This is a genomic window from Snodgrassella sp. M0110 (genome assembly GCF_016101465.1).
Taxonomy (GTDB): Bacteria; Pseudomonadota; Gammaproteobacteria; order Burkholderiales; family Neisseriaceae; genus Snodgrassella; species Snodgrassella alvi.
Map to the genome: position 1 here is coordinate 68808 of NZ_JACFQM010000007.1, position 21502 is coordinate 90309.

General features: G+C 44.8%; 17 protein-coding genes. 11 read left to right on the top strand and 6 right to left on the bottom strand.

What is annotated here, in order from left to right; all coding sequences use genetic code 11:
* The first annotated feature begins 58 nt into the window (after window positions 1-58).
* Genes H3T84_RS09480 through H3T84_RS09490 form a run of 3 tightly spaced genes read left to right on the top strand, consistent with a single transcriptional unit; the run spans window position 59 to window position 4772 of the window.
* The gene (locus tag H3T84_RS09480) at window positions 59-1297 is read left to right on the top strand and encodes a multifunctional CCA addition/repair protein (protein WP_198218946.1); all 1239 of its coding nucleotides are present in this window, start codon (window positions 59-61) and stop codon (window positions 1295-1297) included.
* Between the two features lie 2 nt (window positions 1298-1299).
* Complete coding sequence (gene glnD, locus H3T84_RS09485; protein ID WP_198218947.1) at window positions 1300-3864, top strand: [protein-PII] uridylyltransferase; 2565 nt, start codon at window positions 1300-1302, stop codon at window positions 3862-3864.
* Between the two features lie 23 nt (window positions 3865-3887).
* Window positions 3888-4772, top strand: a complete 885-nt coding sequence (locus tag H3T84_RS09490) for an NAD(P)H-hydrate dehydratase (protein ID WP_198218948.1) — start codon at window positions 3888-3890, stop codon at window positions 4770-4772.
* Window positions 4773-4841: 69 nt separating this feature from the next.
* Here the strand turns inward: H3T84_RS09490 and H3T84_RS09495 are convergent, their stop codons facing one another.
* From H3T84_RS09495 to H3T84_RS09505, 3 genes are read right to left on the bottom strand one after another with little or no spacing between them, the layout of a single operon-like run.
* Entirely contained in the window at window positions 4842-5540 is a 699-nt protein-coding gene (locus H3T84_RS09495) for an aspartate/glutamate racemase family protein (RefSeq protein ID WP_198218949.1), read from the bottom strand.
* Between the two features lie 25 nt (window positions 5541-5565).
* Window positions 5566-6219 carry an HAD family hydrolase gene (locus H3T84_RS09500; protein ID WP_198218950.1) on the bottom strand — a complete coding sequence of 218 codons (654 nt, stop codon included), beginning with the start codon at window positions 6217-6219 and terminating at the stop codon, window positions 5566-5568.
* 44 nt (window positions 6220-6263) lie between these two features.
* The gene (locus H3T84_RS09505) at window positions 6264-7271 is read right to left on the bottom strand and encodes a cation diffusion facilitator family transporter (RefSeq protein WP_198218951.1); all 1008 of its coding nucleotides are present in this window, start codon (window positions 7269-7271) and stop codon (window positions 6264-6266) included.
* A 697-nt stretch (window positions 7272-7968) separates the two neighbouring features.
* On the opposite strand from H3T84_RS09505, the gene H3T84_RS09510 reads away from it, so the two are divergent.
* The 3 genes from H3T84_RS09510 to H3T84_RS09520 are packed head-to-tail and all read left to right on the top strand — an operon-like array spanning window position 7969 to window position 11825.
* Window positions 7969-9474, top strand: a complete 1506-nt coding sequence (locus tag H3T84_RS09510; RefSeq protein ID WP_198218952.1) for an MBOAT family protein — start codon at window positions 7969-7971, stop codon at window positions 9472-9474.
* Window positions 9461-10672: an SGNH family hydrolase gene (locus H3T84_RS09515; RefSeq protein ID WP_174833622.1), complete on the top strand. Its 1212-nt coding sequence runs from the start codon at window positions 9461-9463 to the stop codon at window positions 10670-10672. The genes H3T84_RS09510 and H3T84_RS09515 overlap by 14 nt, the downstream gene beginning before the upstream one ends.
* A 37-nt stretch (window positions 10673-10709) precedes the next feature.
* A complete protein-coding gene (locus tag H3T84_RS09520; protein WP_174833623.1) occupies window positions 10710-11825 on the top strand; it encodes an SGNH/GDSL hydrolase family protein in 1116 nt (371 codons plus the stop codon).
* A 72-nt stretch (window positions 11826-11897) separates the two neighbouring features.
* On the opposite strand, the gene nfsA is transcribed toward H3T84_RS09520, so the two are convergent.
* On the bottom strand, window positions 11898-12638 hold the full coding sequence (gene nfsA, locus H3T84_RS09525; RefSeq protein ID WP_198218953.1) for an oxygen-insensitive NADPH nitroreductase: 741 nt from the start codon (window positions 12636-12638) through the stop codon (window positions 11898-11900).
* Window positions 12639-12658: 20 nt separating this feature from the next.
* A complete protein-coding gene (gene wrbA, locus H3T84_RS09530; protein ID WP_198186150.1) occupies window positions 12659-13258 on the bottom strand; it encodes an NAD(P)H:quinone oxidoreductase in 600 nt (199 codons plus the stop codon).
* Between the two features lie 126 nt (window positions 13259-13384).
* On the opposite strand from wrbA, the gene H3T84_RS09535 reads away from it, so the two are divergent.
* From H3T84_RS09535 to H3T84_RS09555, 5 genes are all read left to right on the top strand, one after another.
* Entirely contained in the window at window positions 13385-14611 is a 1227-nt protein-coding gene (locus H3T84_RS09535) for a YihY family inner membrane protein (protein WP_198218954.1), read from the top strand.
* Window positions 14612-14690: 79 nt separating this feature from the next.
* Window positions 14691-16022, top strand: coding sequence for a LysM peptidoglycan-binding domain-containing M23 family metallopeptidase (locus H3T84_RS09540; protein ID WP_198218955.1), 1332 nt, complete (start codon window positions 14691-14693; stop codon window positions 16020-16022).
* A gap of 75 nt (window positions 16023-16097) precedes the next feature.
* On the top strand, window positions 16098-16862 hold the full coding sequence (xth, locus tag H3T84_RS09545; protein WP_198218956.1) for an exodeoxyribonuclease III: 765 nt from the start codon (window positions 16098-16100) through the stop codon (window positions 16860-16862).
* A complete protein-coding gene (locus H3T84_RS09550) occupies window positions 16862-17977 on the top strand; it encodes an anhydro-N-acetylmuramic acid kinase (RefSeq protein ID WP_084562590.1) in 1116 nt (371 codons plus the stop codon). Before xth ends, H3T84_RS09550 begins: the two co-directional genes overlap by 1 nt.
* A gap of 112 nt (window positions 17978-18089) precedes the next feature.
* The gene (locus H3T84_RS09555; protein ID WP_198218957.1) at window positions 18090-20450 is read left to right on the top strand and encodes a DNA translocase FtsK; all 2361 of its coding nucleotides are present in this window, start codon (window positions 18090-18092) and stop codon (window positions 20448-20450) included.
* A gap of 85 nt (window positions 20451-20535) precedes the next feature.
* Here the strand turns inward: H3T84_RS09555 and lgt are convergent, their stop codons facing one another.
* A complete protein-coding gene (gene lgt / locus H3T84_RS09560) occupies window positions 20536-21387 on the bottom strand; it encodes a prolipoprotein diacylglyceryl transferase (protein WP_198218958.1) in 852 nt (283 codons plus the stop codon).
* Window positions 21388-21502: the final 115 nt, after the last annotated feature.

The following is a 21502-nucleotide window of genomic DNA, read 5'->3' on the forward strand; positions in this document are numbered from 1 at the left end:
CTGATTGGACTGCGGCACAATGATCATCTGTTTTCTGTTAATACTTTTTATATTTTATATGCAAATTTATTTGGTTGGTGGTGCAGTAAGAGATAAGTATCTGCAACGTCCGGTGGTCGACCGCGACTGGGTAGTGGTTGGCGCAGATGCAAAAAAAATGCTGGAAGCCGGGTATCAGCCTGTAGGCAAGGATTTTCCGGTATTTCTGCATCCGCAAACTCATGAAGAATATGCGCTTGCGCGTACCGAACGTAAAGTATCTGCCGGTTACAATGGCTTTACTTTTCATGCAGCGGCAGATGTGACGCTGGAGCAGGATTTACAACGACGCGATTTAACTATTAATGCTATGGCCGAAGATGCATCGGGTAATCTGATTGATCCGTATAACGGGCTGGCTGATTTACGCTGCGGTATATTACGACATGTCAGCCCTGCGTTTGCAGAAGACCCGGTACGTATCTTGCGCATTGCCCGATTTGCAGCGCGTTATGGATTTAAAGTAGCCGATGAAACTATGGCACTGATGTGCCGGATGGTAAATAATGGTGAAGTAAATGCTCTGGTTGCCGAACGGGTATGGCAGGAACTGGCTAAAGGACTGATGGAAAAGAATCCGCGGCTGATGATAGACGTTTTACGTGCCTGCGGTGCGCTGAAAGTAATTTTACCAGAGGTTGATGCGTTATTCGGCGTACCGCAACGCGCTGATTTCCACCCTGAAATAGATACCGGTGAGCATACTTTACTGTGTCTGCAGTATGCTGCTGAAAATGATTATTCACTGGAAGAACGTTATGCTGCTCTCACTCATGATCTGGGCAAAGCACTGACTCCGGCAGATAAATTACCACGCCACCCCGGACATGATTATGCCGGAATAGAACCTGTAGAAGCGATAAACCGGCGCTGGCAGGTACCCAAAGCCTGTGCGCAACTGGCATTACTGGTATGTGAATATCATATCAGGTTACATAGTGTCAGCCAGCTTAAACCCAAAACGACACTGGATATTCTGAAAAAAACCGATGCATTGCGTCGTCCTGATCGATTTAAACAAATTTTGCGTGTATGCCTCGCTGATATACGCGGACGCCTCAGATTTGAACATCAGTCATATCCTCAGCAACAGCACTGGCTAAATTTACAGTCTGCGGCAATGGCAATTGATGCAGCATCAATTGCCCGGACAGTGGCTGAACCGCAGCAGATAGCTCAGGCAATTGATCAGGCAAGGCTGAATCAGATTCGCCCGATACAGAACGCATATCGTCAATCTCAATCACACGGCTATTAATTATGTCATCTTCAGCACTTATTACTCAGTTGTCGGACAAGCTACACAAGCACAAACAACAAGCGGCAGAAATATACCGGCAGCGCAGGCATCCGTTTGTCTATTTTCGCCAGCATACCGGAATAATTGCTGATGTGCTGTCCACACTGTGGAAGGAATTGTTTGCCGGCGAAGAAATGTGTCTGCTGGCAATAGGTGGATTCGGACGCGGCGAAATGTATCCGTATTCGGATATGGATATTGCTATTGTCAGCAGAAATCCGATTGATGACGATATTCAGCAAAAAATTGGTGCTTTTATTCAAATATTATGGGATATCCATTTACAGCCCGCCCCTAAGGTGGGAACAATTAATGAGTTATGTGAAAGTGCCCGGGTTGATTTAACGGGTGATTCAGCCTTACTGGAAAGCCGGTATTTATGCGGCCGGCAGGATCTGGCTGCTGAATTGATTCATCAGCTTGATTTACAGCGGGATGTGGCTGCTTTTATCGAAAGTAAAATACTGGAACAGCGGCAACGATATACTAAAGCAGCCGGTGAAGCCAGTCTGCTGGAAGCCAATGTAAAAACTACTCAGGGCGGTTTACGCGATATTCATACTTTATTGTGGCTGGCAAAAGTTCAGGGATTACCCCCTCAGATTCATCAGCTGATGAAAAATGCTATTCTGAACCGAACTGAAGCCAGGCTGTTACTGAGCTGCCAGAAACAGCTGGCCAGAATCCGTATTGAGCTGCATCTGACTGCCAGACGGGCTGAAGACAGATTGATTTTTGATTTACAAACTCAGGTAGCACAGAATCTTGGCTATCGCGATGATGCAAATTCCCGAGCCAGTGAAAAACTAATGCATGATTTTTATCGTGCACTAAAAGGCGTGAAACAACTCAGTGGTATTCTGGTACCTATGCTGCGCGACCGTGTTTACGCTTCTCTGCCGCGTGTTGTGGTTAATCTGGATCAGCATTATTATCAGGTAGGTAATATGCTGGCGGTGCATAATCTTGAACTTTTCTCGCAACAGCCTGAGCATATATTCACCATTTTACGTGTTGCTCAGGAACACAATGACATAATTGGTCTGGCACCAAAAACCCTGCGTGTATGGTGGGCGGCTGCACACCAGCTAGTGAATGAAGAGTTTTATCAGAATCCGGCAAATCGCGAATGCTTTGCCGAATTCTTCAAACACGGAGAGGGTCTGACTCATTTATTGCGCTTTATTAATCTGTATGGTGTGCTCGGCCGGTATTTGCCGGCATGGGGAAAAATAGTCGGTCTGCTGCAACATGATTTATTTCATATTTATCCGGTAGATGATCATATTTTAATGGTTGTACGCAATATGCGGCGTCTGGCCATGGAACAGCATAGCCATGAACTGCCTTTTGCCGCAACATTAATGCATACTTTTGCACGCAAACATATCTTGTATATGGCTGCACTGTTTCATGATATTGCTAAAGGCCGTGGTGGTGACCATGCACAAAAAGGCGTAGCCGATGCCCGCTCCTTTGCTGAAGATCATTTTCTGGATAGTGAAGAAAGCGATTTACTGGCGTGGCTGGTAGAACAGCATCTGCTGATGTCAATGACAGCGCAGAAAGAAGATATTCAAGACCCTGAAGTGATTACCCGATTCTGCAAACAGGTTAAAACTGTTGAACGGCTCACTGCTTTATATCTGCTGACCGTAGCAGATATCCGGGGCACCAATCCGAAAATCTGGAATTCATGGAAAGCCAGTTTGCTGGAAAATTTATATAAAGCCACGCTGCATCAGCTCAATGGTAAACAAAGTAACCGGCACACTACTATTCTTGACCGCCGGCAACAGGCAATGCATGAGTTAAATCAATATCACATCAGCGAATCACAGCAGCGCCAATTGTGGCATATTCTCGGTCAGGCTTATTTTGCCCGCCATGAGTGGCAGGATATTTTATGGCATTTATCAAAAATTATTAATTATGAACAGCAGGCTCAGGCACACAGCCAAATGCTGCCGGATAATGATACCCTGAAGGTGATGGTTTATATGCCTAACCGCCCGAAACTCTTCACTGAGCTGGCTTCGGTTTTCAGTGAAGCAGGAATGAACATTCTGACTGCCCGTGCCTATATCACCGAACACAACTTTATTCTGGATACTTTTATTCTGCAATTTCCGCCGAATCTCAACCCGAATGATTATCTCACCATACAGAATAAAACCGAGCTGGCGCTTAATCAGTTTGTAAATGGTAAATTGCCGATGTCTGCGAGCAATCCGGCCAGTCTAAGCAGGCGCAGCCGTCATATTCCGATTGCACCGCGAATCAGTATTGATGAAGAAGATAATCCCGGCTGGTACAGCCTGCACATTATTACAGCAAACCGGCGTTTTTTACTTGCCAACATTGCTGCTGTTTTATCCGATTTAAATATCAGTATTCGCTTTGCCAAAATCACTACTCTGGATGAACGGGTAGAAGACAGTTTTCTGGTATATGCGCCTCAACTGGCCGATACTCAACAGCAATTGCAGCTTAAAAATGCCCTTCTGGATCAATTACTGCGCTAAGCAGTGATAACGGGAAACAGGTAATGAACAGTTTTCAGATTGATAAAAATATTCTCAGCCAGTGGCAACGGCAGGCAAACAGACAGTATCCTGCATTATGTCAGCAACGTCCATCTCAGAGCCATAAGGGTACGTTTGGCACGCTGGGTATTCTGGGTGGTTCAGAAGGCATGGCCGGTTCGATTATTCTGGCCGGAATAGCTGCACTGCATTGTGGCTGCGGTAAAGTATGGCTTGGTTTTCAGCAACCAATATTACCAATGCCAATACTAAGCCAGCAGCCAGAAATTATGTTAAATACCGCTGAACGGCTTTTACACCGTTCCGATATTACCGTATGGGTGATTGGCTGTGGTCTGAGTACCTCAACTACGGCACTGGCAACACTGACTGAATGTCTGCAACAGAAGCATATGATGGTAGTCGATGCCGATGCACTGAATTTACTTGCTCAGCAGCCTGCTTTGCTGACTGGCAGGCATAATAATCAAAATGTTGTTTTAACGCCGCATCCGGGAGAAGCTGCACGCTTACTGCAATGCAGTATTAGTGAAATTCAGAATAACCGTTATCAGGCCGCACGCCAGCTGGCGCAAAAATATTCAGCATGGATAGTTTTAAAAGGCCATCAGAGTCTGATTGTTTCACCTCATGGCCAGATACAGCAAAATGAAACCGGCAATCCGGGACTGGCAACAGCAGGTAGCGGTGATGTCTTAGCCGGCATCATCGGCAGTTTGCTGGCTCAGCAAATCCCACCGGAGCAGGCAGTATCAGCCGGAGTATGGTTACATGGTGCTGCAGCAGATATTCTTGCTGCCAATGATACCGGTCCTATAGGTTTATGCGCCGGTGAAATAGCTACAGCAGCACGCTGGCTGCGCAACCGTTTAACTGAATCTGTGTGAAAACAAAACAGATGGTTAGATAGCCATCTGTTTTATCAGTTTATCCGCTTTTATATTTCGGAAACTGCATTATTTATCTGTTAAAGCCCAGTCTACTGCTGCAGTAGCATGAATTGCCGTAGTATCAAATACCGGTACCGGACTGTCATCCTGCGAAACCAGTAACATAATTTCGGTACAGCCAAGAATGATGGCTTGAGCGCCCTTATCAACCAGACGCCGGATAATCTGCCGGTACTGCTGGCGTGATTCTTCACGTATGATACCTGATACCAGCTCTTCATAAATAATTTTATGTACTGTCTGACAATCTTTATCGTCAGGAATCAATACCTCTAAACCAAATTTTTCTGTAAGCCGGCCTTTATAAAAATCCTGCTTCATGGTGAATTCGGTACCCAGTAGGCCAACTTTTTGCAGCTTCTGGCTGCAAATTTGCTTAGCCGTTGCATCAGCGATATGCAGCAAAGGTATTGTTATACTATTCTGTACCTGTTCAGCCATACGATGCATGGTATTGGTACAAATTACAATACACTGTGCTCCGCCCTGCTCCAGCTGACGTGCAGCTGTACACATATTTTCAGCTAGTTCATCCCATCGTCCCTGATGCTGCAAAGCTTCGATTTCGGCAAAATCTACAGATAACATGATGCTGCAGGCTGAATGCGTACCACCAAGACGCTCACGTACTTGTTCATTAATCATGCGGTAATATTCAGCAGAACTTTCCCAGCTCATGCCACCGAGCAACCCAATGGTTTTCATGTTTTCCCCTTGTTCGTTTAAAAAATTATTTACTTAATAGTTGAAGAATTTCTTTTGGCTGCTCAACAATATAATCGGCTGGCCATTGCGATATGTTATCTTCTGCACCGATATATCCCCAGTTCGCCAGCACTGTAATCATGCCGGCATTACGTCCTGCCTGCATATCACGCTCTGCATCACCGATATACAGGCAATTTTCGGGAGCTACGCCAATGTGACGGCAGGCATAGAACATGGGTTCGGTACTGGGTTTCGGCGCACTGGTGGTATCTCCGCTTACGATTACAGCCGGTTCAATACTGCATCCGAGTTTTGGTACCAGACGGTCAGTAAAAACATGCGGCTTATTGGTAATAATCCCCCAGGCTATATTCTGTTCAGCCAGTTTTTCTAATAACTCATTGATGCCGCCAAATAAAACTGTCTGATCAGTAAAATGCAGTTCATACTCAGCCATAAAATCCTGCCTCAAAGCTGCAAACGCAGGATTATCAGGCTGCATACCTGTACCGAGTTTAATCAGTCCTGCTGCGCCATGACTGGCAACCTGACGAATCTCTGCCATCGTTTTAGGCGGTAAATTCTGCTTTTGCAGCACATTATTAAGGGCTATCCCTAAGTCTGGCGCCGTATCGGCCAGGGTACCGTCCAGATCAAATAACACAGCTTTAATCATGATTTTCTACCTGAAATATGGTCTGATAATCTGATTATATTGTATTAATGAACATGCTGACCGGCAACAGAAGGGATACAGCATAAAAGATTATTGCTGTGTTTATGGGCTGCGCTTTCTGTCTGTACCGTAACATGATGTATATCATGTCTGAGCAATACTTCTGCCAGTTCATTAACCAGTTCCTCTGCTTCCGTTATCGTTAATGTACCATCAACAACAATATGGCAGGACAAAGCATTCATATTGCTGGTAATGGTCCAGGCATGTAAATCATGTACAGCTTTAATTCCCGGCATTTCCTGAATTACTCTGCCCAGCTGCTCCAGCTCAATTGCATCCGGTGTGCCTTCCATCAGAATACGCAAAGTGGTTTTCAGGATTCCGATTCCACTGTAAGCAATCAGACAGGCTACCACTATACTTGCTACCGGGTCAGCCCAGCGCCAGCCAAACAGCATCATCAGTACAGCTGCGGCAATAGCACCCACAGAACCGAGTAAATCACCCAGTACGTGTAGAAACGCTCCGCGCATGTTTACATTATGTTCTGTCTCACTACTGCTGTGCATATACCAGGCAATAATAATATTTACCAGCAAACCAATCGTACTGATAATCAGCATGCCCCGGGTAGCGATATCCGGCGGATTAACAAAACGACCTATGGCTTCATAAACAATCATAACTGCAATTACCATTAGCGCCAGACCATTTACTGCCGCCGCAATAATTTCAAAGCGTTTATAACCAAAGGTCTGCCGACCGTTTACCGGTCGCTCACTCAGGTGAAATGCGATTAACGACAGTGCCAGCGCCAGTGCATCCGAAAACATATGACCAGCATCCGACAGCAGTGCCAGACTATTGGTTAACCAACCACCAATAATCTCTACCACCATATATGCACCGATAATCAGCAGTGAAATACTTAAAACTTTTTTATCTGCACTGTGTGCACCAAGATGATGATGGTGATGATGAGCTTCTTCATGTTCATGTTCATGTTCATGTTCATGTATATGGTTATGGTCGTGGTCGTGGTCGTGCATAGTATTCCTTTATAAATATTGTCTAATACCATTAATACGTTAAACCCTAACATATGGTAAAAGTCAAATGTGAATATCAGCAGATTTCAGCTCAGAACATTCTGGAATCCATAGTTAATATTTATATACATACCGGCAATAAATTTTTTACATAAGTTGATAATAGCAGAAAACACAGAAATTTTGCCGGTGTTTACTCAGGCTTCGTGCGGAGAAATATTGATATCAGTAAAAGCAGCAATTATTTTTAAATGTTTATTATTAAAATAATAAATTTTTATCTATTATTTCCTTACATTATTTCACATATCAAGGTAAAATACCTGCTTGTACAAGTCATGTTCAGTATGCGGCTGATCACTAAGAGACTTGAGAATTGACAGCCAATCCAGATTAAGCGAAAAGAATACATATTTCGGTTTGAAGTGTTTATATTTTATGAATATGTAGTTTTCATTCACACTGAGAATACTTGTTTATTCTGGTAATGTGAGATTTTTTGTAAGCTTATTCATAATACCGGATCATTGAATTAATTATACTCTTACAAAACGAAGATTGTATGCATATACTAGCTGCCGGAATTAATCTGAACTTAAGCAGAAACATGAATTAACTGATTCTCAACTGTTCCTTTTCTTATTATTTATGTTTGGCATAGTTTAACAATCACTACTTTTGACTGTTTATCTGTTTCATGTTTAGTTTTATATCTATTGAATTCAGCCTTTCATTTATTGCCTTTTTCTGTCTTTACTGGCTGTTGGGCAGCAAACCGAAACTGCAAAATCTGCTTTTACTATGTACCAGTTATCTGATTGTTTATTTGTGCGGAAAAATACAGGCATTAATTGCATTAATGCTATTTACGGTATTTATTTATGCCACATCTGTACGAATAGTTCATGCCGCTAAACCCAAAATATGGCTGATAACTGCAATCATATGTACTATTCTGAATCTGGCATTATGGAAATATTTTGATTTTTTCCGCACGTCTGTCAGCTATGGTCTGGATAGTTTGAAACTGAGTTCCGAATGGCTGGCGGATATCATATTACCGCTGGGACTGTCCTACTACTCATTTCAGGCCATCAGCTATCTGGTTTCTCTTTATCAGGAGCGATGCCACAATCAACCTGCCGGTAAAGTTTTTTCATTACCGGGTCTGGCTCTGCATCTGGCTTTTTTCCCTACTATTACTGCAGGACCGATTGCACGCGCCTACGATGCACGCGGGTTAACGGATATATATAACCAGCCATGCGGCATGGTAACACAAATCTATACTCCGCAACGCCGCAGAATTCTGGCACCTACTCTGGCATTGTGTCTGATTGTAATGGCTTTAATGAAAAACTGGTGGCTTTCCGGCTGGATTGCCGACAATTGGGTAGATCCGGTATTTGCCAATCCCATGCAATATCATAGTCTAGAAATACTGGCTGCCATATATGGCTATACTGTTCAGCTGTTTTTTAATTTTTCCGGTTACAGTGACCTAATGATAGCGATGGGGCTGCTACTGGGTTTTCGCCTTCCGGTGAATTTCCGCGCACCATTACTGGCACACAATATCCGCGAATTCTGGCTGCGCTGGCACATCAGCTTATCAACCTGGATACGGGATTATATTTATATCCCATTGGGCGGTGGCCGACATGGAATGGCACGCACTCAGCTTAACCTACTGATAGCCATGGCATTATCCGGAATCTGGCACGGGACAGGCTGGCATTTTTTAATCTGGGGCTTATTGCATGCAGCCGGGATGATCTTGCTTAATCTGGGCGACTGGCTGTACAGTCGTCTGCGTCATTGTGAATTGAATAAAGCTCGAGACGCTCTGAGTAAAAGCAGCTGGCCAGCTAAAATTATCAGCATTGTTGTGACTGTACATTTTGTATGTTTTTGTTTTGTTTTTTTCCGTGCACCTACACTTAACGATGCTATGCTTTTGTTACACGCATTGCTTTACAACAATATCAATGTACCACTGAGTACCAATCCGTTTTATTTTTTCAGTTTGTTATTGCTGGCATGGATAATGTATCCGTTTCTGGCAAAATTGACTAATATGTTATATGAGCGCGCCGATTCTCTGCCCCGATACAGTTTGATTCTTCCTTTATTACTGTTAGTGGTTCTGGTATTAATCTGTGCGCCGGCTGGTATTCCGGGATTTATCTATGCCAATTTCTAAATATCGCCGCGTGCCTTCTTACCGCAAAAAGGGAAGTAAAAAAAAGTTTTCCCAGTTCAGGGAAATACCAGTTGTTAGTGTAAAAACCATCACGACCGTACCTATTGTCGTTGCAAGTGAAGAAACAGAAACCAGAGAGCAGCCAAAGAAAAGCAATAAACAACAATTTCGTTTTGTTTTACTATTCTTTTTTATCACTGCAACTATTTCACTTTGGCTGATGCAAAATTCAGTCATCGCCTATTATCAGCAAACTTACCACAGCAATAGTATTTTAACGAACCTGAAACAGCAGACATGGTGGCAAACAGGCAGCCGTGCAGGCGAAACACTTAATAAAGGTATCAGCCAGCTTAATCAGTATATCAAGTCTGCTAACCTCAGCATCATCACTGCTTATAATGATAATTACGCCTATACTGACAGCTATAAAGCCAAAATACAGCAACAAATAAAATTTGCTCAGGAGCAGCACAGGCATGCCCTGAAAAAAGCAGCCAAAGTAAAGAATATGAAAGCGGCCTTTACACTTGCAGCTGCTGATGAAGTGTTTTTTGCCGGAGATTCATTAATGCAGGGGGTGGCACCACATGTGCAAAAATGGCTCAGTGAAACTTATGGTATTAAAACCATTAATCTCAGCAAACAGAGTACCGGATTAACCTATCCGGGCTTTTTTAACTGGCCGCAAACAATCGGAAATACACTGGCTACTAATCCGCAAATCAAAATACTGGTTATGTTTCTTGGTCCTAATGATCCATGGGATATTCCTGATCCGCATAACGGCAGCAGATTTATCAGCTTTGCTTCTCCTCAATGGGAAAGCATTTACCGCAGCCGCATTAAAACCATTATGGATAGCGCCCGACAGCATCAGGTCACTGTTTTGTGGCTGACTCCGCCAAGTATGAGAAAACAGAAATTGAATGAACAAATGATTTATCTGCGTCAGATCACTACCGATGAAGTAAACAAGAATCAAGGGTATGTTATGGATACCCGCGCAATGCTGGGTAGTAATGGTGATGAATTTTATGATACGGTAACGCAAACCGATGGAAAAAAAATTAAAACCCGCAGCTCAGACGGGATTCATTTTACTGTGACCGGGCAAAAAATTATTGCCCAAAATATTTTTAACCGCTTTAACCTGCCAGCACAAACTATGGATAACGATTCAACTAATGTACAGTAAAAAACATTTTGTCATTTTAAGTTGCTGCCTGTCGATCATGGCCTGTTCAGCAGATCCGGTTCCGGCAAAATCTGGCCGCAAACAGGTATCAGCATCTTCGCAGAATAATCATGCTGCTCAGATAGCCCAGGCATTACAGAAAAAAAGCATCAATATAGTACAAATTGGTGATTCACATACAGCAGCTGATTACCTTACTGATGCTGCCCGTGTGTACTTACAGCAGCAATTAGGCAATGGCGGTCCCGGCTGGGCTATGCCGACTCAGTTTCCAGGTTTACGTCTGGCGCGTTTTACCTATCAGAATCAGGGCTGGCAGGCTATCTCCAGCCGTACCGATACCAGCCAAAATTATGCACTTGGCGGTTTGGTAGCTGTTCCTTCTGTAGGGGCTGTGATGACCATCAAAACACGTGGAGAGCCCGAAGCCGAACAAACGGTTACCGTCACTATCCGTCAGGGACCGAATGATGAAGATTTAACGATTACCGACAGTAATGGTAAACAGATTGAACTTGGCGCACAACCCAAAGACAATCAATGGCATTTCAGTCAGTTTAATGCACGTTTTCCGATTACCGTTACTGCCGGTATGAACTTTCAGACAGCCATAGGCGGCTGGTGGGTACGTAATCCAAACCGCCAGGGAGTGGTATTTTCTGCTCTGGGAATTAATGGAGCCCAGCTTACTCAGTGGAACCGCTGGAATACTCAGGCTTGGCAGCAGGAATTGAATGTCATTGCTCCCGACCTGATTATTCTTGCCTATGGTACGAACGAAGCTTTTAACGGGGTTGAAACTGAAACTGTTAAACAAAATCTGATTGAAACTATTAACCGCATTCGCACAGCCTCTCCCGACAGTGCCATCATGATTCTGGGCGCACCGGAAAGTCTGAAGAGTACAGCCGGTTCATGCGGCGTACGACCGGAAAAACTAACTGAATTACAGGAAATGCAAAAAGAAGTGGCACAAAGCCAGCAGGTATTTTTTTGGGACTGGCAAGCGGTAATGGGTGGTGAATGCAGTATGAAACCATGGATTAATCAGGGACTGGCCCGCAATGATGGTGTTCACTTTACCTCAAAAGGTTATCAGCGGCTTGGTCAGGCACTGGGTGAAAGTATTTTATCCATGCGTCAGCAGCGGTAATTCTTACTGTAAATAAAAAACCGGTTCTGCGGGTAATTATCCTGCAAAACCGGTTATTTTTATGCAGTCTGCTTAGCGTTTTGCCAGCCCCTGCTGATGCAAAAATGGCAGAATCTGCGGACGTAAAGGCTGAGAAAAATTGTTAGTCACAGCTTTACTCCAGTTCAGATCCAGACCACTGCGCTCTTTATAATAAGCAGTAAGCTGTTCATCATAAGCAGCCAGTTTGGCTGCATCAAGTGCCTTATAACGGTTTTCACTCACCAGTGTTTCCAAAGGCAGACGGGGACGATACATCGGATCCTGAGCCGGATGCCCGATACACATGCCAAACAGCGGAAAAGTTAATGGCGGCAACGCCAGTATTTCTGCCGCACGGGCGACATCATTACGCAGAGAACCAATATACACACCGCCCAAGCCCATTGATTCCGCTGCCAGAAGACAGTTTTGTGCCATGATACCGGCATCCACAGCACCGAGAATTAATCCTTCAGTCCAATCCAGCTGGGCTTCAGGAAAAGCCTGCTTGTGTTTTGTGTAATCAATACAAAATACCCAGAATTCTGCAGCAGTACGTACGTATTTCTGATTGGCTGCAACTTCACATAAAGCCGCACGTTTTTCCGCATCTGTAACGCGAATAATATGGGTACTCTGCATAAAACTGGATGAAGAAGCAGCACGACCGGCCTCCCAGATCGCTTCACGCTGCTCATCCGTTAAAGCTTCTTCAGTAAATTTACGGATAGAGCGATGACGGTAAATAGTCGGTAAAGTAGCTTCACTCTTTAGATTGGTGTGGTAACTCATGATTATTCCTGATATTAATTTTAGCTTTTCAGACGCAGCGCCAGTTCAGCCAGCCGTTTACCCTGCGCAAAAGCCAGTGCCTCTTCTTCAGCACTTAGTTGAGTATTATTATTATGACCGGCCACATGGCTGGCACCGTAAGGTGTTCCGCCACTATGGGTACCATTAAGCTGTGGTTCACTGAACGGAATACCGCACAACAGCATCCCGTGATGCAAAAGCGGAGTCATCATACTTAAAAGCGTACTTTCCTGACCACCATGCAAACTGGTGGTACTGGTAAATACACAGGCTGGTTTGCCAATCAGACTACCCGCCAGCCACAAGCTGCTGGTACTGTCGAGAAAATATTTAACCGGTGCAGCACAATTTCCAAACCTCGTCGGGCTGCCCAGAGCAAGTGCTGCACAGTTCTGAACTTCATCCAGAGTAACATAAGGCGCTCCTTCATCCGGAATCTCCGCTGCTGTTGCTTCACATACAGCCGATACTTTCGGTACAGTGCGTAACAAAGCTTCACACCCTTCCACACTGTCTACACCTCGAGCCAGTGCCAGTGCCAGATTACGGGTACTACCTGACAGGCTGTAATACACCACCAGAATAGGTAAATCGGCCATATACTGCTCCTTAAAGATTGTCTGAAGGCTATTATTGTGCCGTAAGTGTCATAAATTGACCAGCCTACACGGAAAGTCTGCGCCGTCTGCTCTTTTTGGTTACAATCAGCCATGTGAGGAGTCGCCATGAATATACAATTATTTAAAAGCAAATATTTACAGCAGCGCCTGCCACAGTTTTTATTGTTTGTTGCGCATAACTATCAGCGCTGCAAGCTACCGCTTATTGCCGCCAGCCTGACATTTACTACGCTGCTGGCACTGGTACCGTTTTTTACTATTACTGTTATTGTCATTAATGCGTTTCCCATGTTTGCAGATATGGCCACACGCTTTAATCAGTTTCTGACTCACATTATTGTACCGGCAGCCGGTGCCGATTCTGTCGGTGACTATTTGTATGATTTTCGAGATAAAGCCAGTGGATTAACCGCTGTCGGTATCAGTTTTATGATTATTACCTCACTGATGTTGATTCAAACAATCGAGCATGCATTTAATCAAATCTGGCAAGCACGCGATCAACGACCACTATGGATTCGTATTCTGATTTACTGGGCACTACTAACCCTGGGACCGGTCGTACTGGGAATGAGTCTGTCTTTTATCGGTTTATTATCTAATCCGGCCAATATGGCTAATCAGATACCGTTTTACAGCATACTTTTTAAAATTATCACTAATCTGGCGCTATTCACCATTTTATTGTTTTTATTATATAAACTGGTACCATTTTGTTTTGTTCGATGGCAGCATGCTTTGCTGGGTGCTTTCATCACAGCAGTGGGGCTAGATTTATTGCGGCGCGGTTTTGCCATTTTTGTTACCTATTTCGGCAATTATCAGAAAGTATATGGTGCATTTGCAGCAATACCGGTATTTTTAATCTGGCTGAATTTATTATGGTTACTGTTACTTGCCGGTGCTGTACTTACCTCTTCTCTGCCCTACTGGCATCAGGACAGATTCCGCCATCTGCGTCAGTATCAGCCATTTGAAAATGCACTTGATCTGTTGTATCAGCTGGTAACAGCTCAGCAACAAGGACAGGCTGTCAAATCTTATCTGTTGCAGCAAAAGCTCGGAATCAGTGATAAACATTTAGACCAGATACTTTCTAAACTCGAAAAGCAGCATTATATTGCTTACTGTAGTGACGGCTGGATACTGCAAAAAGATCCGGATAAAATCATGTTGTCAGATTTGTATCAACTATTTATTTATCAGCCTAATCACAATTCAGCCGTAGCTACTTCCGTAAACACCCTGCTACAGCCATGTTTACAGCAACTGAATATCAGTCTGTCCCGATGGGCAAGACAACTACAACAGCAAACACAAAATCAATCATAAAAATTATTCTGACACTGGTAATTTCAGATAAATAGTTTTACATTTACCTGTTTTAGGATGGATTGCCCGATACACAACCATGTCCCTGTTAACTCAATCATCAGCCCTGTTAAAGCAGTTCAAACAGAAAATAGCCGCCAAACCAATACTCTGGTGTGGTATTGCCGTGGCAATCATATTGCTTCTGATTATACTGGTTGTACTCATATCCGGCCGTAAACACAATTCAGATCGTTATCAGCCAGAGCATATAACACTCAAACTGGCTCCGGTTAACATTAAAACCCAGGTACCTGTACAGAATTTCTGGCGGGACGAAATTGTCCAGCCCGGTGATACGATTAACATGGTACTAAGCCGCTTTGGTATCAGTGCTGATGAAATTCAGCGCATTACCAGTCTTAACATCATCAAAAATAAGGTACAGCATTTACAGGTCAATCAGGTTTTCAGTATCCGCACGGATAACAATGGCCTCCTTACCGATATCCAGTTTTTTAATGATGATGATAATGGCGAAAAAAATCTGGTGGCACTGAAAAAAACCGGTAATAACTGGAATGCCGATATCAGCGCAGTGGATACTGAAACCCTGCCGACATTTAAAGCCGTTGTCGTTAAAACCTCTGCACGCGGAGCACTGGCACAAGCCGGTATTCCGGTAGAAATCAGAGAATCACTGCGTGAAATTTTCAAAGACAAAATTGATATTAACTCGCTGCAAAGTGGCGATACTATCCGCCTGATTTACGACAGCCTGTATTATCGCGGTCAGGAACTGGCAACAGGTGATATACGCGCAGCAGAATTCAGCCACAATGGCAATATTTATCATGCCTATTATTACGATACCGGTAATGATGGTAACGGCCAGTACTATGATGTAAACGGTAAACCTTTGCGCAAAGGATTTTCCAGTGTACCAGTCGATGGTGCACGGATTTCCTCCCCCTTTGGTACACGTTTTCATCCGATACTGCAAACTCTGCGCATGCACAGCGGTATCGATTATGCTGTTGCCAGCGGAACGCCTATACATGCTCCATCGGATGGTACTGTTGAAAGCTTTGGTATCAAAGGGGGCTATGGCAATGCAGTTGTGCTGCGGCACAACGACAGCATGCAAACCCTGTACGGACACATGAGTGCTTTTGCTAATCTGAGTGTTGGTCAGCATGTACAGGCTGGTGATATTATCGGATACGTAGGCAGTACCGGCGTTTCTACCGGCCCGCACCTGCATTACGAAGTCCGGATTAACGGACAGCCGGTAAATCCGACCAGCGTTGCCCTGCCGACCCGCACACTGAATGCACGTGAACTGGCTGACTTTAAAAAGAAACAGCATCACTGGGATAAGCAGTTATCCGGTTTTCGTAATCTGAATGTTACCATTGCCCAGCTGGATTAACTGATAGCGTTATCTGCTCTGGAACTCACCAAACTTTACGCATACAATACCCGTTTTGCTGAAACAGAATCCATCATGAAAATTGCCACCTGGAATGTCAACTCCCTCAATGTGCGTCTGCCGCATACGCTGCGCTGGCTCGAAGAAAACCAGCCGGATATACTGGCTTTGCAGGAACTGAAACTTGAGCAGGATAAATTCCCGGAAACTGAATTTACTCAAATCGGCTATCATGCAGCATGGAATGGACAGAAAACCTATAATGGCGTTGCCATACTCAGCAGACAGCCTCTTGAAAACGTAACAGTTGATATCCCTAAATTGAATGAACCGCAAAAACGTATTATTGCGGCAACGGTTAATGATGTCAGAATTATCTGTGCTTATTGCGTCAATGGTGAGGCTGTAGGCAGTGAAAAATTTGCCTATAAAGAACGTTGGTTTGCGGCACTGAATAACTATATCAAAACTGAGCTGGCACAACATCCTAAAACCATATTGCTGGGCGATTTTAATATCGCACCACACGATACAGATGTTTATGACCCGGTAAAATGGCAGGACAAAGTATTGTGTTCAGCACAGGAACGCAGCTGGTTTCAGCAGTTGCTGAATCTGGGATTAACAGACAGTCTGTATTATCTTTATCCGGACAGCACAAACTATACATGGTGGGATTACCGTATGAATATGTTTAAACGCAAACTTGGTTTACGCATAGATCATATACTGATCAGCAATGCATTATTGCCGGCTTTGCGTGAAGTACAGATAGACAGCAAAGCCCGCGGCTGGGAACGCCCCAGTGATCATGCACCGGTAATGGCTACTTTCGCCTGATGAACAGCACACCTTCTTTTCAATACTATATCGGCCTGATGTCAGGCACCAGCATGGATGGTATTGATGCCGTACTGGCCAAGCTTTCCGGTACTCAATGGCTGGGTGTCTGTGCACATGCATTTGTCGCCTACCCGGAAACACTCAGGCAGCAGCTATTATCATTACAAATACCACAGCAGAACGAACTGGCACAGGCTGCCGTACTGGCACAGCAGCTAGCACGCCTGAATGCTCAGGCTGTCAGTACAGTGCTCAGTACAGCACAAACCGAAGCACGAGCCGTGACAGCACTGGGCTGTCACGGTCAGACCATACGTCATGTACCGGAACAGCATTACAGTATTCAGCTAATGGACTGGGCACTATTGGCCGAACTTACCGGTATTACCACAGTAGGTGATTTTCGCAGCCGCGATCTGGCTGCCGGTGGTCAGGGTGCGCCATTGGTACCGGCCTTCCATCAGGCAGTTTTTGCTGATGAAAAGCAATGCCGTGTGGTTCTGAATCTAGGCGGCATTGCCAATATCAGTGTTCTGCAACCACACCAGCCGGCATTCGGCTTCGATACCGGTCCGGCCAATATGCTGATGGATGCATGGGTACAGCAAAACTGGCAGCAAGAATTTGATTTTAACGGCACACTGGCCGCACAAGGCCGGACAATTGAGCCATTGCTGCAAGCCATGCTCAGCCATGCCTATTTCAGCCAGCCTTATCCCAAAAGCACCGGCCGTGATTTATTCAGTTTCGATTGGCTCAGCCAGTATCTTAACGGACAGGAAAATCCCGCAGATGTATTACGCACTCTGCTTGAACTAACCGCACACAGTGCAGTAAATGCCATTATAAATGCCGCACCTGATGCCGGCAGCGTATATGCATGTGGCGGCGGGGCGCAAAATCTGCTTCTGATGCAAACACTGGCACAGCAGCTTGAATTACACCGGATATCTCTATACAGCACCGATACTTTACAACTTCCGGCACAACTGGTTGAGGCTTCTGCCTTTGCTTGGCTGGCTGCATGCTGGTATCAGCGTCAGCCTGTAGCCACTCATCATGCTACAGGTGCTCATGGTGCACGTATACCCGGCTGCGGTTACTGGGTTTGATACTCCGCAAAAAACCGTTAAATCCTGTTACTAATATCAGATACAGAGCCTGACAGAACGTATAATAACCAGTTAATTTCTGATAAAAATACCAAATTAAGCTGCAACATTTATGACCACAACACGAAAAAAAACTGCTCCGAGCAAGCAGTTACCGAAAAAACTCAAACCACAGGAAATCAGCAAACCCAGACAGCCATGGTTAATGAACCTCATTAATGATATTTTCTGGCTGCTGGCACTGATGATTACCCTGTTTGTCATACTGTCATTAGCCAGCTTTGATATGGCTGATCCGGCATGGTCACGCGGTATTGCACAAATTAATAAAACTCATAATCTTGCCGGTCTTACCGGAGCATGGCTGTCTGATATCGGCTACTACATTTTCGGTTTATCTGTCTGGTGGTTAATTATTGCTGCCATTATCGCCCTGTATAAAAGCTTTCGTCCGCTCAATGCACGCTCTCTTAACACCAGCGTTGACAGTAAACCCTACAGCAGCTGGCTGGCTCTGAGTGGTTTAGCTGTACTTCTGGTTTTCAGCCCTACTCTAGAAAATCTGGTATTTACCAGTATGCTTGAGAATGCTCTACCTATTGGTGCAGGAGGTTTAACCGGGCAGAGTTTCGGAAAATTGTTACATCAGTTTTTCGGTATGACCGGTGGTCTGATTATCAGTATATTTATGATGTTGATCGGGCTGTCAATGTTATTGCAGGTATCGTGGTTAACCGTAATCGAAAAACTTGGTGCACAATTTGAATGGTTCTGGTGCAAATTACTGCGCCGGCCGCAGCGGTTAATTACCGAATTTCCTAACAACAAAACTGTCCGGCGTGTAGTCAAACAGGCCAAAAATATTACAGCAAAAAATATCGAACCGCCCGAGCTTACCACCAGCAACCGTAAAACCGTGGCTGTACGTACAGAAGTACCCGTTGCACAGGATTTAACAGAACCGGCATCGGTATCTGAACCTATAGTAAAAAGTGATAATGGTCTGATTCATTTACCAGATACAGAATTACTCAGCAAACCTTCCGGTCAGCCTGCTGTGGTTAACAGCGAGCTTTTGCAGCAAACGGCTGCACACATCGAATCCCGATTGAAAGAATTCGGCGTTGAAGTAGAAGTGACCAGTGCCACTACCGGCCCGGTTATTACCCGCTATGAAATCGAACCGGCACAGGGAGTAAAAGGCAGCCAGATAGTCAATCTTAATAAAGATCTGGCCCGCTCCCTTTCAGTACAAAGCGTGCGTGTTGTAGAAACCATCGCCGGTAAAACCACAATGGGTATTGAGCTGCCTAATGAAGAACGCCAAAACGTTCTGCTGTCAGAAATACTGGGCGCAAAAATCTTTCATGAAGCCGCTGATAAATTAACCATGGCTATGGGGAAAGATATTGCCGGTGCACCCGTGATTGCCAGCCTGGCGAAAATGCCGCATTTACTGGTTGCCGGTACTACCGGCTCTGGTAAATCTGTCGGTGTTAACTGCATGATTCTGTCGATTTTATACAAAGCACAGCCAGACGAAGTGCGCTTTATCATGGTAGACCCGAAAATGCTGGAATTAAGCGTATACGACGGCATTCCGCATCTGCTTGCTCCGGTGGTTACCGATATGAAAGAAGCAGCTCAGGCACTCAACTGGTGTGTTACCGAAATGGAAAAACGTTACCGGCTGTTAGCGCATGTCGGAGTACGCAACATTACCGGCTTTAATGACAAAGTAGCAGCTGCCAAAGCAGCATCAACGCCACTGGTTAACCCATTCAGTACCAATCCGGACGATCCTGAACCACTGGATAAACTGCCTTATATCGTTGTTGTTATTGATGAGCTGGCAGACCTGATGATGGTAGAAGGCAAAAAAGTAGAACAGCAGATTGCCCGGCTGGCACAAAAAGCCCGTGCTGCCGGTATCCACCTGATACTGGCAACACAGCGCCCTAGCGTTGATGTGATTACCGGACTGATTAAAGCCAATATTCCCACCCGGCTTTCATTTCAGGTATCCAGCAAAATTGACAGCCGTACCATTCTGGATCAGATGGGTGCTGAAAACCTGCTGGGTAAAGGTGATATGTTGTTTTTACCGCCCGGTCAGGCTGAACCCACCCGTCTGCATGGTGCATTTGTCTCCGATGATGAAGTTCATGCCATCGTTAACTTCATTAAACAGCAGGCTCCTGCCCAATACGTAGAAGGCTTATTATCAGGAGAGGCTGCTCAGACCAATGTTAATCAGGTTAATCCGAACGCCAACAGTGACGAATTATTCGATCAGGCGGTAGCCTTTGTATTGGAAACCCGTAAAACATCTATTTCATCTTTACAACGCCATCTGCGCATTGGTTACAACCGTGCTGCAAATCTGATGGAAGCACTTGAAGCCGCAGGTATCGTTTCACCTGCCGAGCTGGGCGGCAGCCGGCGGATTCTGGCACACAAAGACAGCCTGTAAAGATTAATACCCTTCTCTGTCTGCCAATAATTAAAGCCGCAATAAATATATTTTATTGCGGCTTTAACAGCTTTATAAATTCAGTTTAAGCTGCTTTTTTACATGTATAAGCGAATCCGACTGCGCCAATCACAATCATCGGCAGACTGAGCCATTGCCCCATAGACATATGCATCGCCAGCAAACCCAGATAGTCATCAGGTTCACGCGCAAACTCAACAATAAACCTGAATACACCGTAGCCAAGTAAAAACAGCATAGATGCCTGCCCCAGCGGACGAGGTTTTTTGGTAAACAACCACATAATCACAAACAGCACAATTCCTTCAAGCATAAATTCATACAACTGTGAAGGATGGCGCGGCAGCATCTGAAATTTTTCCCATACCGGCAGCCATTTTTGCGGATCCTGCATCACCAGTGCCACATCATCATCATGCGCGTGCGGAAAACCCATCGCCCAGAAAGCATCAGCACTGGTAACACGCCCCCACAGCTCGCCGTTAATAAAATTACCGATACGGCCGCATGCCAGTCCGAGCGGTATCAGCGGCGCCACAAAATCGGCTACTGCCCAAAATTTAACCTTGTGTTTGCAGGCAAACAGCAACATAGCGACCAGCACTCCAATAAAGCCGCCATGAAACGACATACCACCCTGCCAGATTTTCAGAATATCCAGCGGATGACTGAAATAGTACGAAGACTGATAAAACAACACATAGCCCAGACGCCCGCCCAGTATCACGCCGAATACACCCCAGGTAAATAAATCTTCCAGCAATTCATTGGTAAATATGGTCTGCCCGCTTTTAATCCGTCTGCGTCCCAGCCAGATAAACAAACAAAAACCAACAATATAACTTAATGCGTACCAGCGAATGGCCAAAGGACCCAGATGTATCAGTACTGGATCAAAATTCGGATGGATCATCATAAATTTAGCATTCCTCAGATATCCTGCTTATTTCATCAGTCACAACAGCCTGTCACCCTATTCTGGATAACAACCGGAATGACCAGAAATACCACAACCAAAATAACAGACAGTT

What these genes read in the sequence shown, in the direction of transcription:
- H3T84_RS09510 (WP_198218952.1), top strand. Translation starts at nt 7,969, where the DNA reads ATGTTTAGTTTTATATCTATTGAATTCAGCCTTTCATTTATTGCCTTT.
- H3T84_RS09490 (WP_198218948.1), top strand. Translation starts at nt 3,888, where the DNA reads ATGAACAGTTTTCAGATTGATAAAAATATTCTCAGCCAGTGGCAACGG.
- H3T84_RS09540 (WP_198218955.1), top strand. Translation starts at nt 14,691, where the DNA reads ATGTCCCTGTTAACTCAATCATCAGCCCTGTTAAAGCAGTTCAAACAG.
- nfsA (WP_198218953.1), bottom strand. Translation starts at nt 12,638, where the DNA reads ATGAGTTACCACACCAATCTAAAGAGTGAAGCTACTTTACCGACTATT.
- H3T84_RS09550 (WP_084562590.1), top strand. Translation starts at nt 16,862, where the DNA reads ATGAACAGCACACCTTCTTTTCAATACTATATCGGCCTGATGTCAGGC.
- H3T84_RS09520 (WP_174833623.1), top strand. Translation starts at nt 10,710, where the DNA reads ATGGCCTGTTCAGCAGATCCGGTTCCGGCAAAATCTGGCCGCAAACAG.
- H3T84_RS09515 (WP_174833622.1), top strand. Translation starts at nt 9,461, where the DNA reads ATGCCAATTTCTAAATATCGCCGCGTGCCTTCTTACCGCAAAAAGGGA.
- wrbA (WP_198186150.1), bottom strand. Translation starts at nt 13,258, where the DNA reads ATGGCCGATTTACCTATTCTGGTGGTGTATTACAGCCTGTCAGGTAGT.
- H3T84_RS09555 (WP_198218957.1), top strand. Translation starts at nt 18,090, where the DNA reads ATGACCACAACACGAAAAAAAACTGCTCCGAGCAAGCAGTTACCGAAA.
- H3T84_RS09480 (WP_198218946.1), top strand. Translation starts at nt 59, where the DNA reads ATGCAAATTTATTTGGTTGGTGGTGCAGTAAGAGATAAGTATCTGCAA.
- H3T84_RS09505 (WP_198218951.1), bottom strand. Translation starts at nt 7,271, where the DNA reads ATGCACGACCACGACCACGACCATAACCATATACATGAACATGAACAT.
- lgt (WP_198218958.1), bottom strand. Translation starts at nt 21,387, where the DNA reads ATGATGATCCATCCGAATTTTGATCCAGTACTGATACATCTGGGTCCT.
- glnD (WP_198218947.1), top strand. Translation starts at nt 1,300, where the DNA reads ATGTCATCTTCAGCACTTATTACTCAGTTGTCGGACAAGCTACACAAG.
- xth (WP_198218956.1), top strand. Translation starts at nt 16,098, where the DNA reads ATGAAAATTGCCACCTGGAATGTCAACTCCCTCAATGTGCGTCTGCCG.
- H3T84_RS09535 (WP_198218954.1), top strand. Translation starts at nt 13,385, where the DNA reads ATGAATATACAATTATTTAAAAGCAAATATTTACAGCAGCGCCTGCCA.
- H3T84_RS09495 (WP_198218949.1), bottom strand. Translation starts at nt 5,540, where the DNA reads ATGAAAACCATTGGGTTGCTCGGTGGCATGAGCTGGGAAAGTTCTGCT.
- H3T84_RS09500 (WP_198218950.1), bottom strand. Translation starts at nt 6,219, where the DNA reads ATGATTAAAGCTGTGTTATTTGATCTGGACGGTACCCTGGCCGATACG.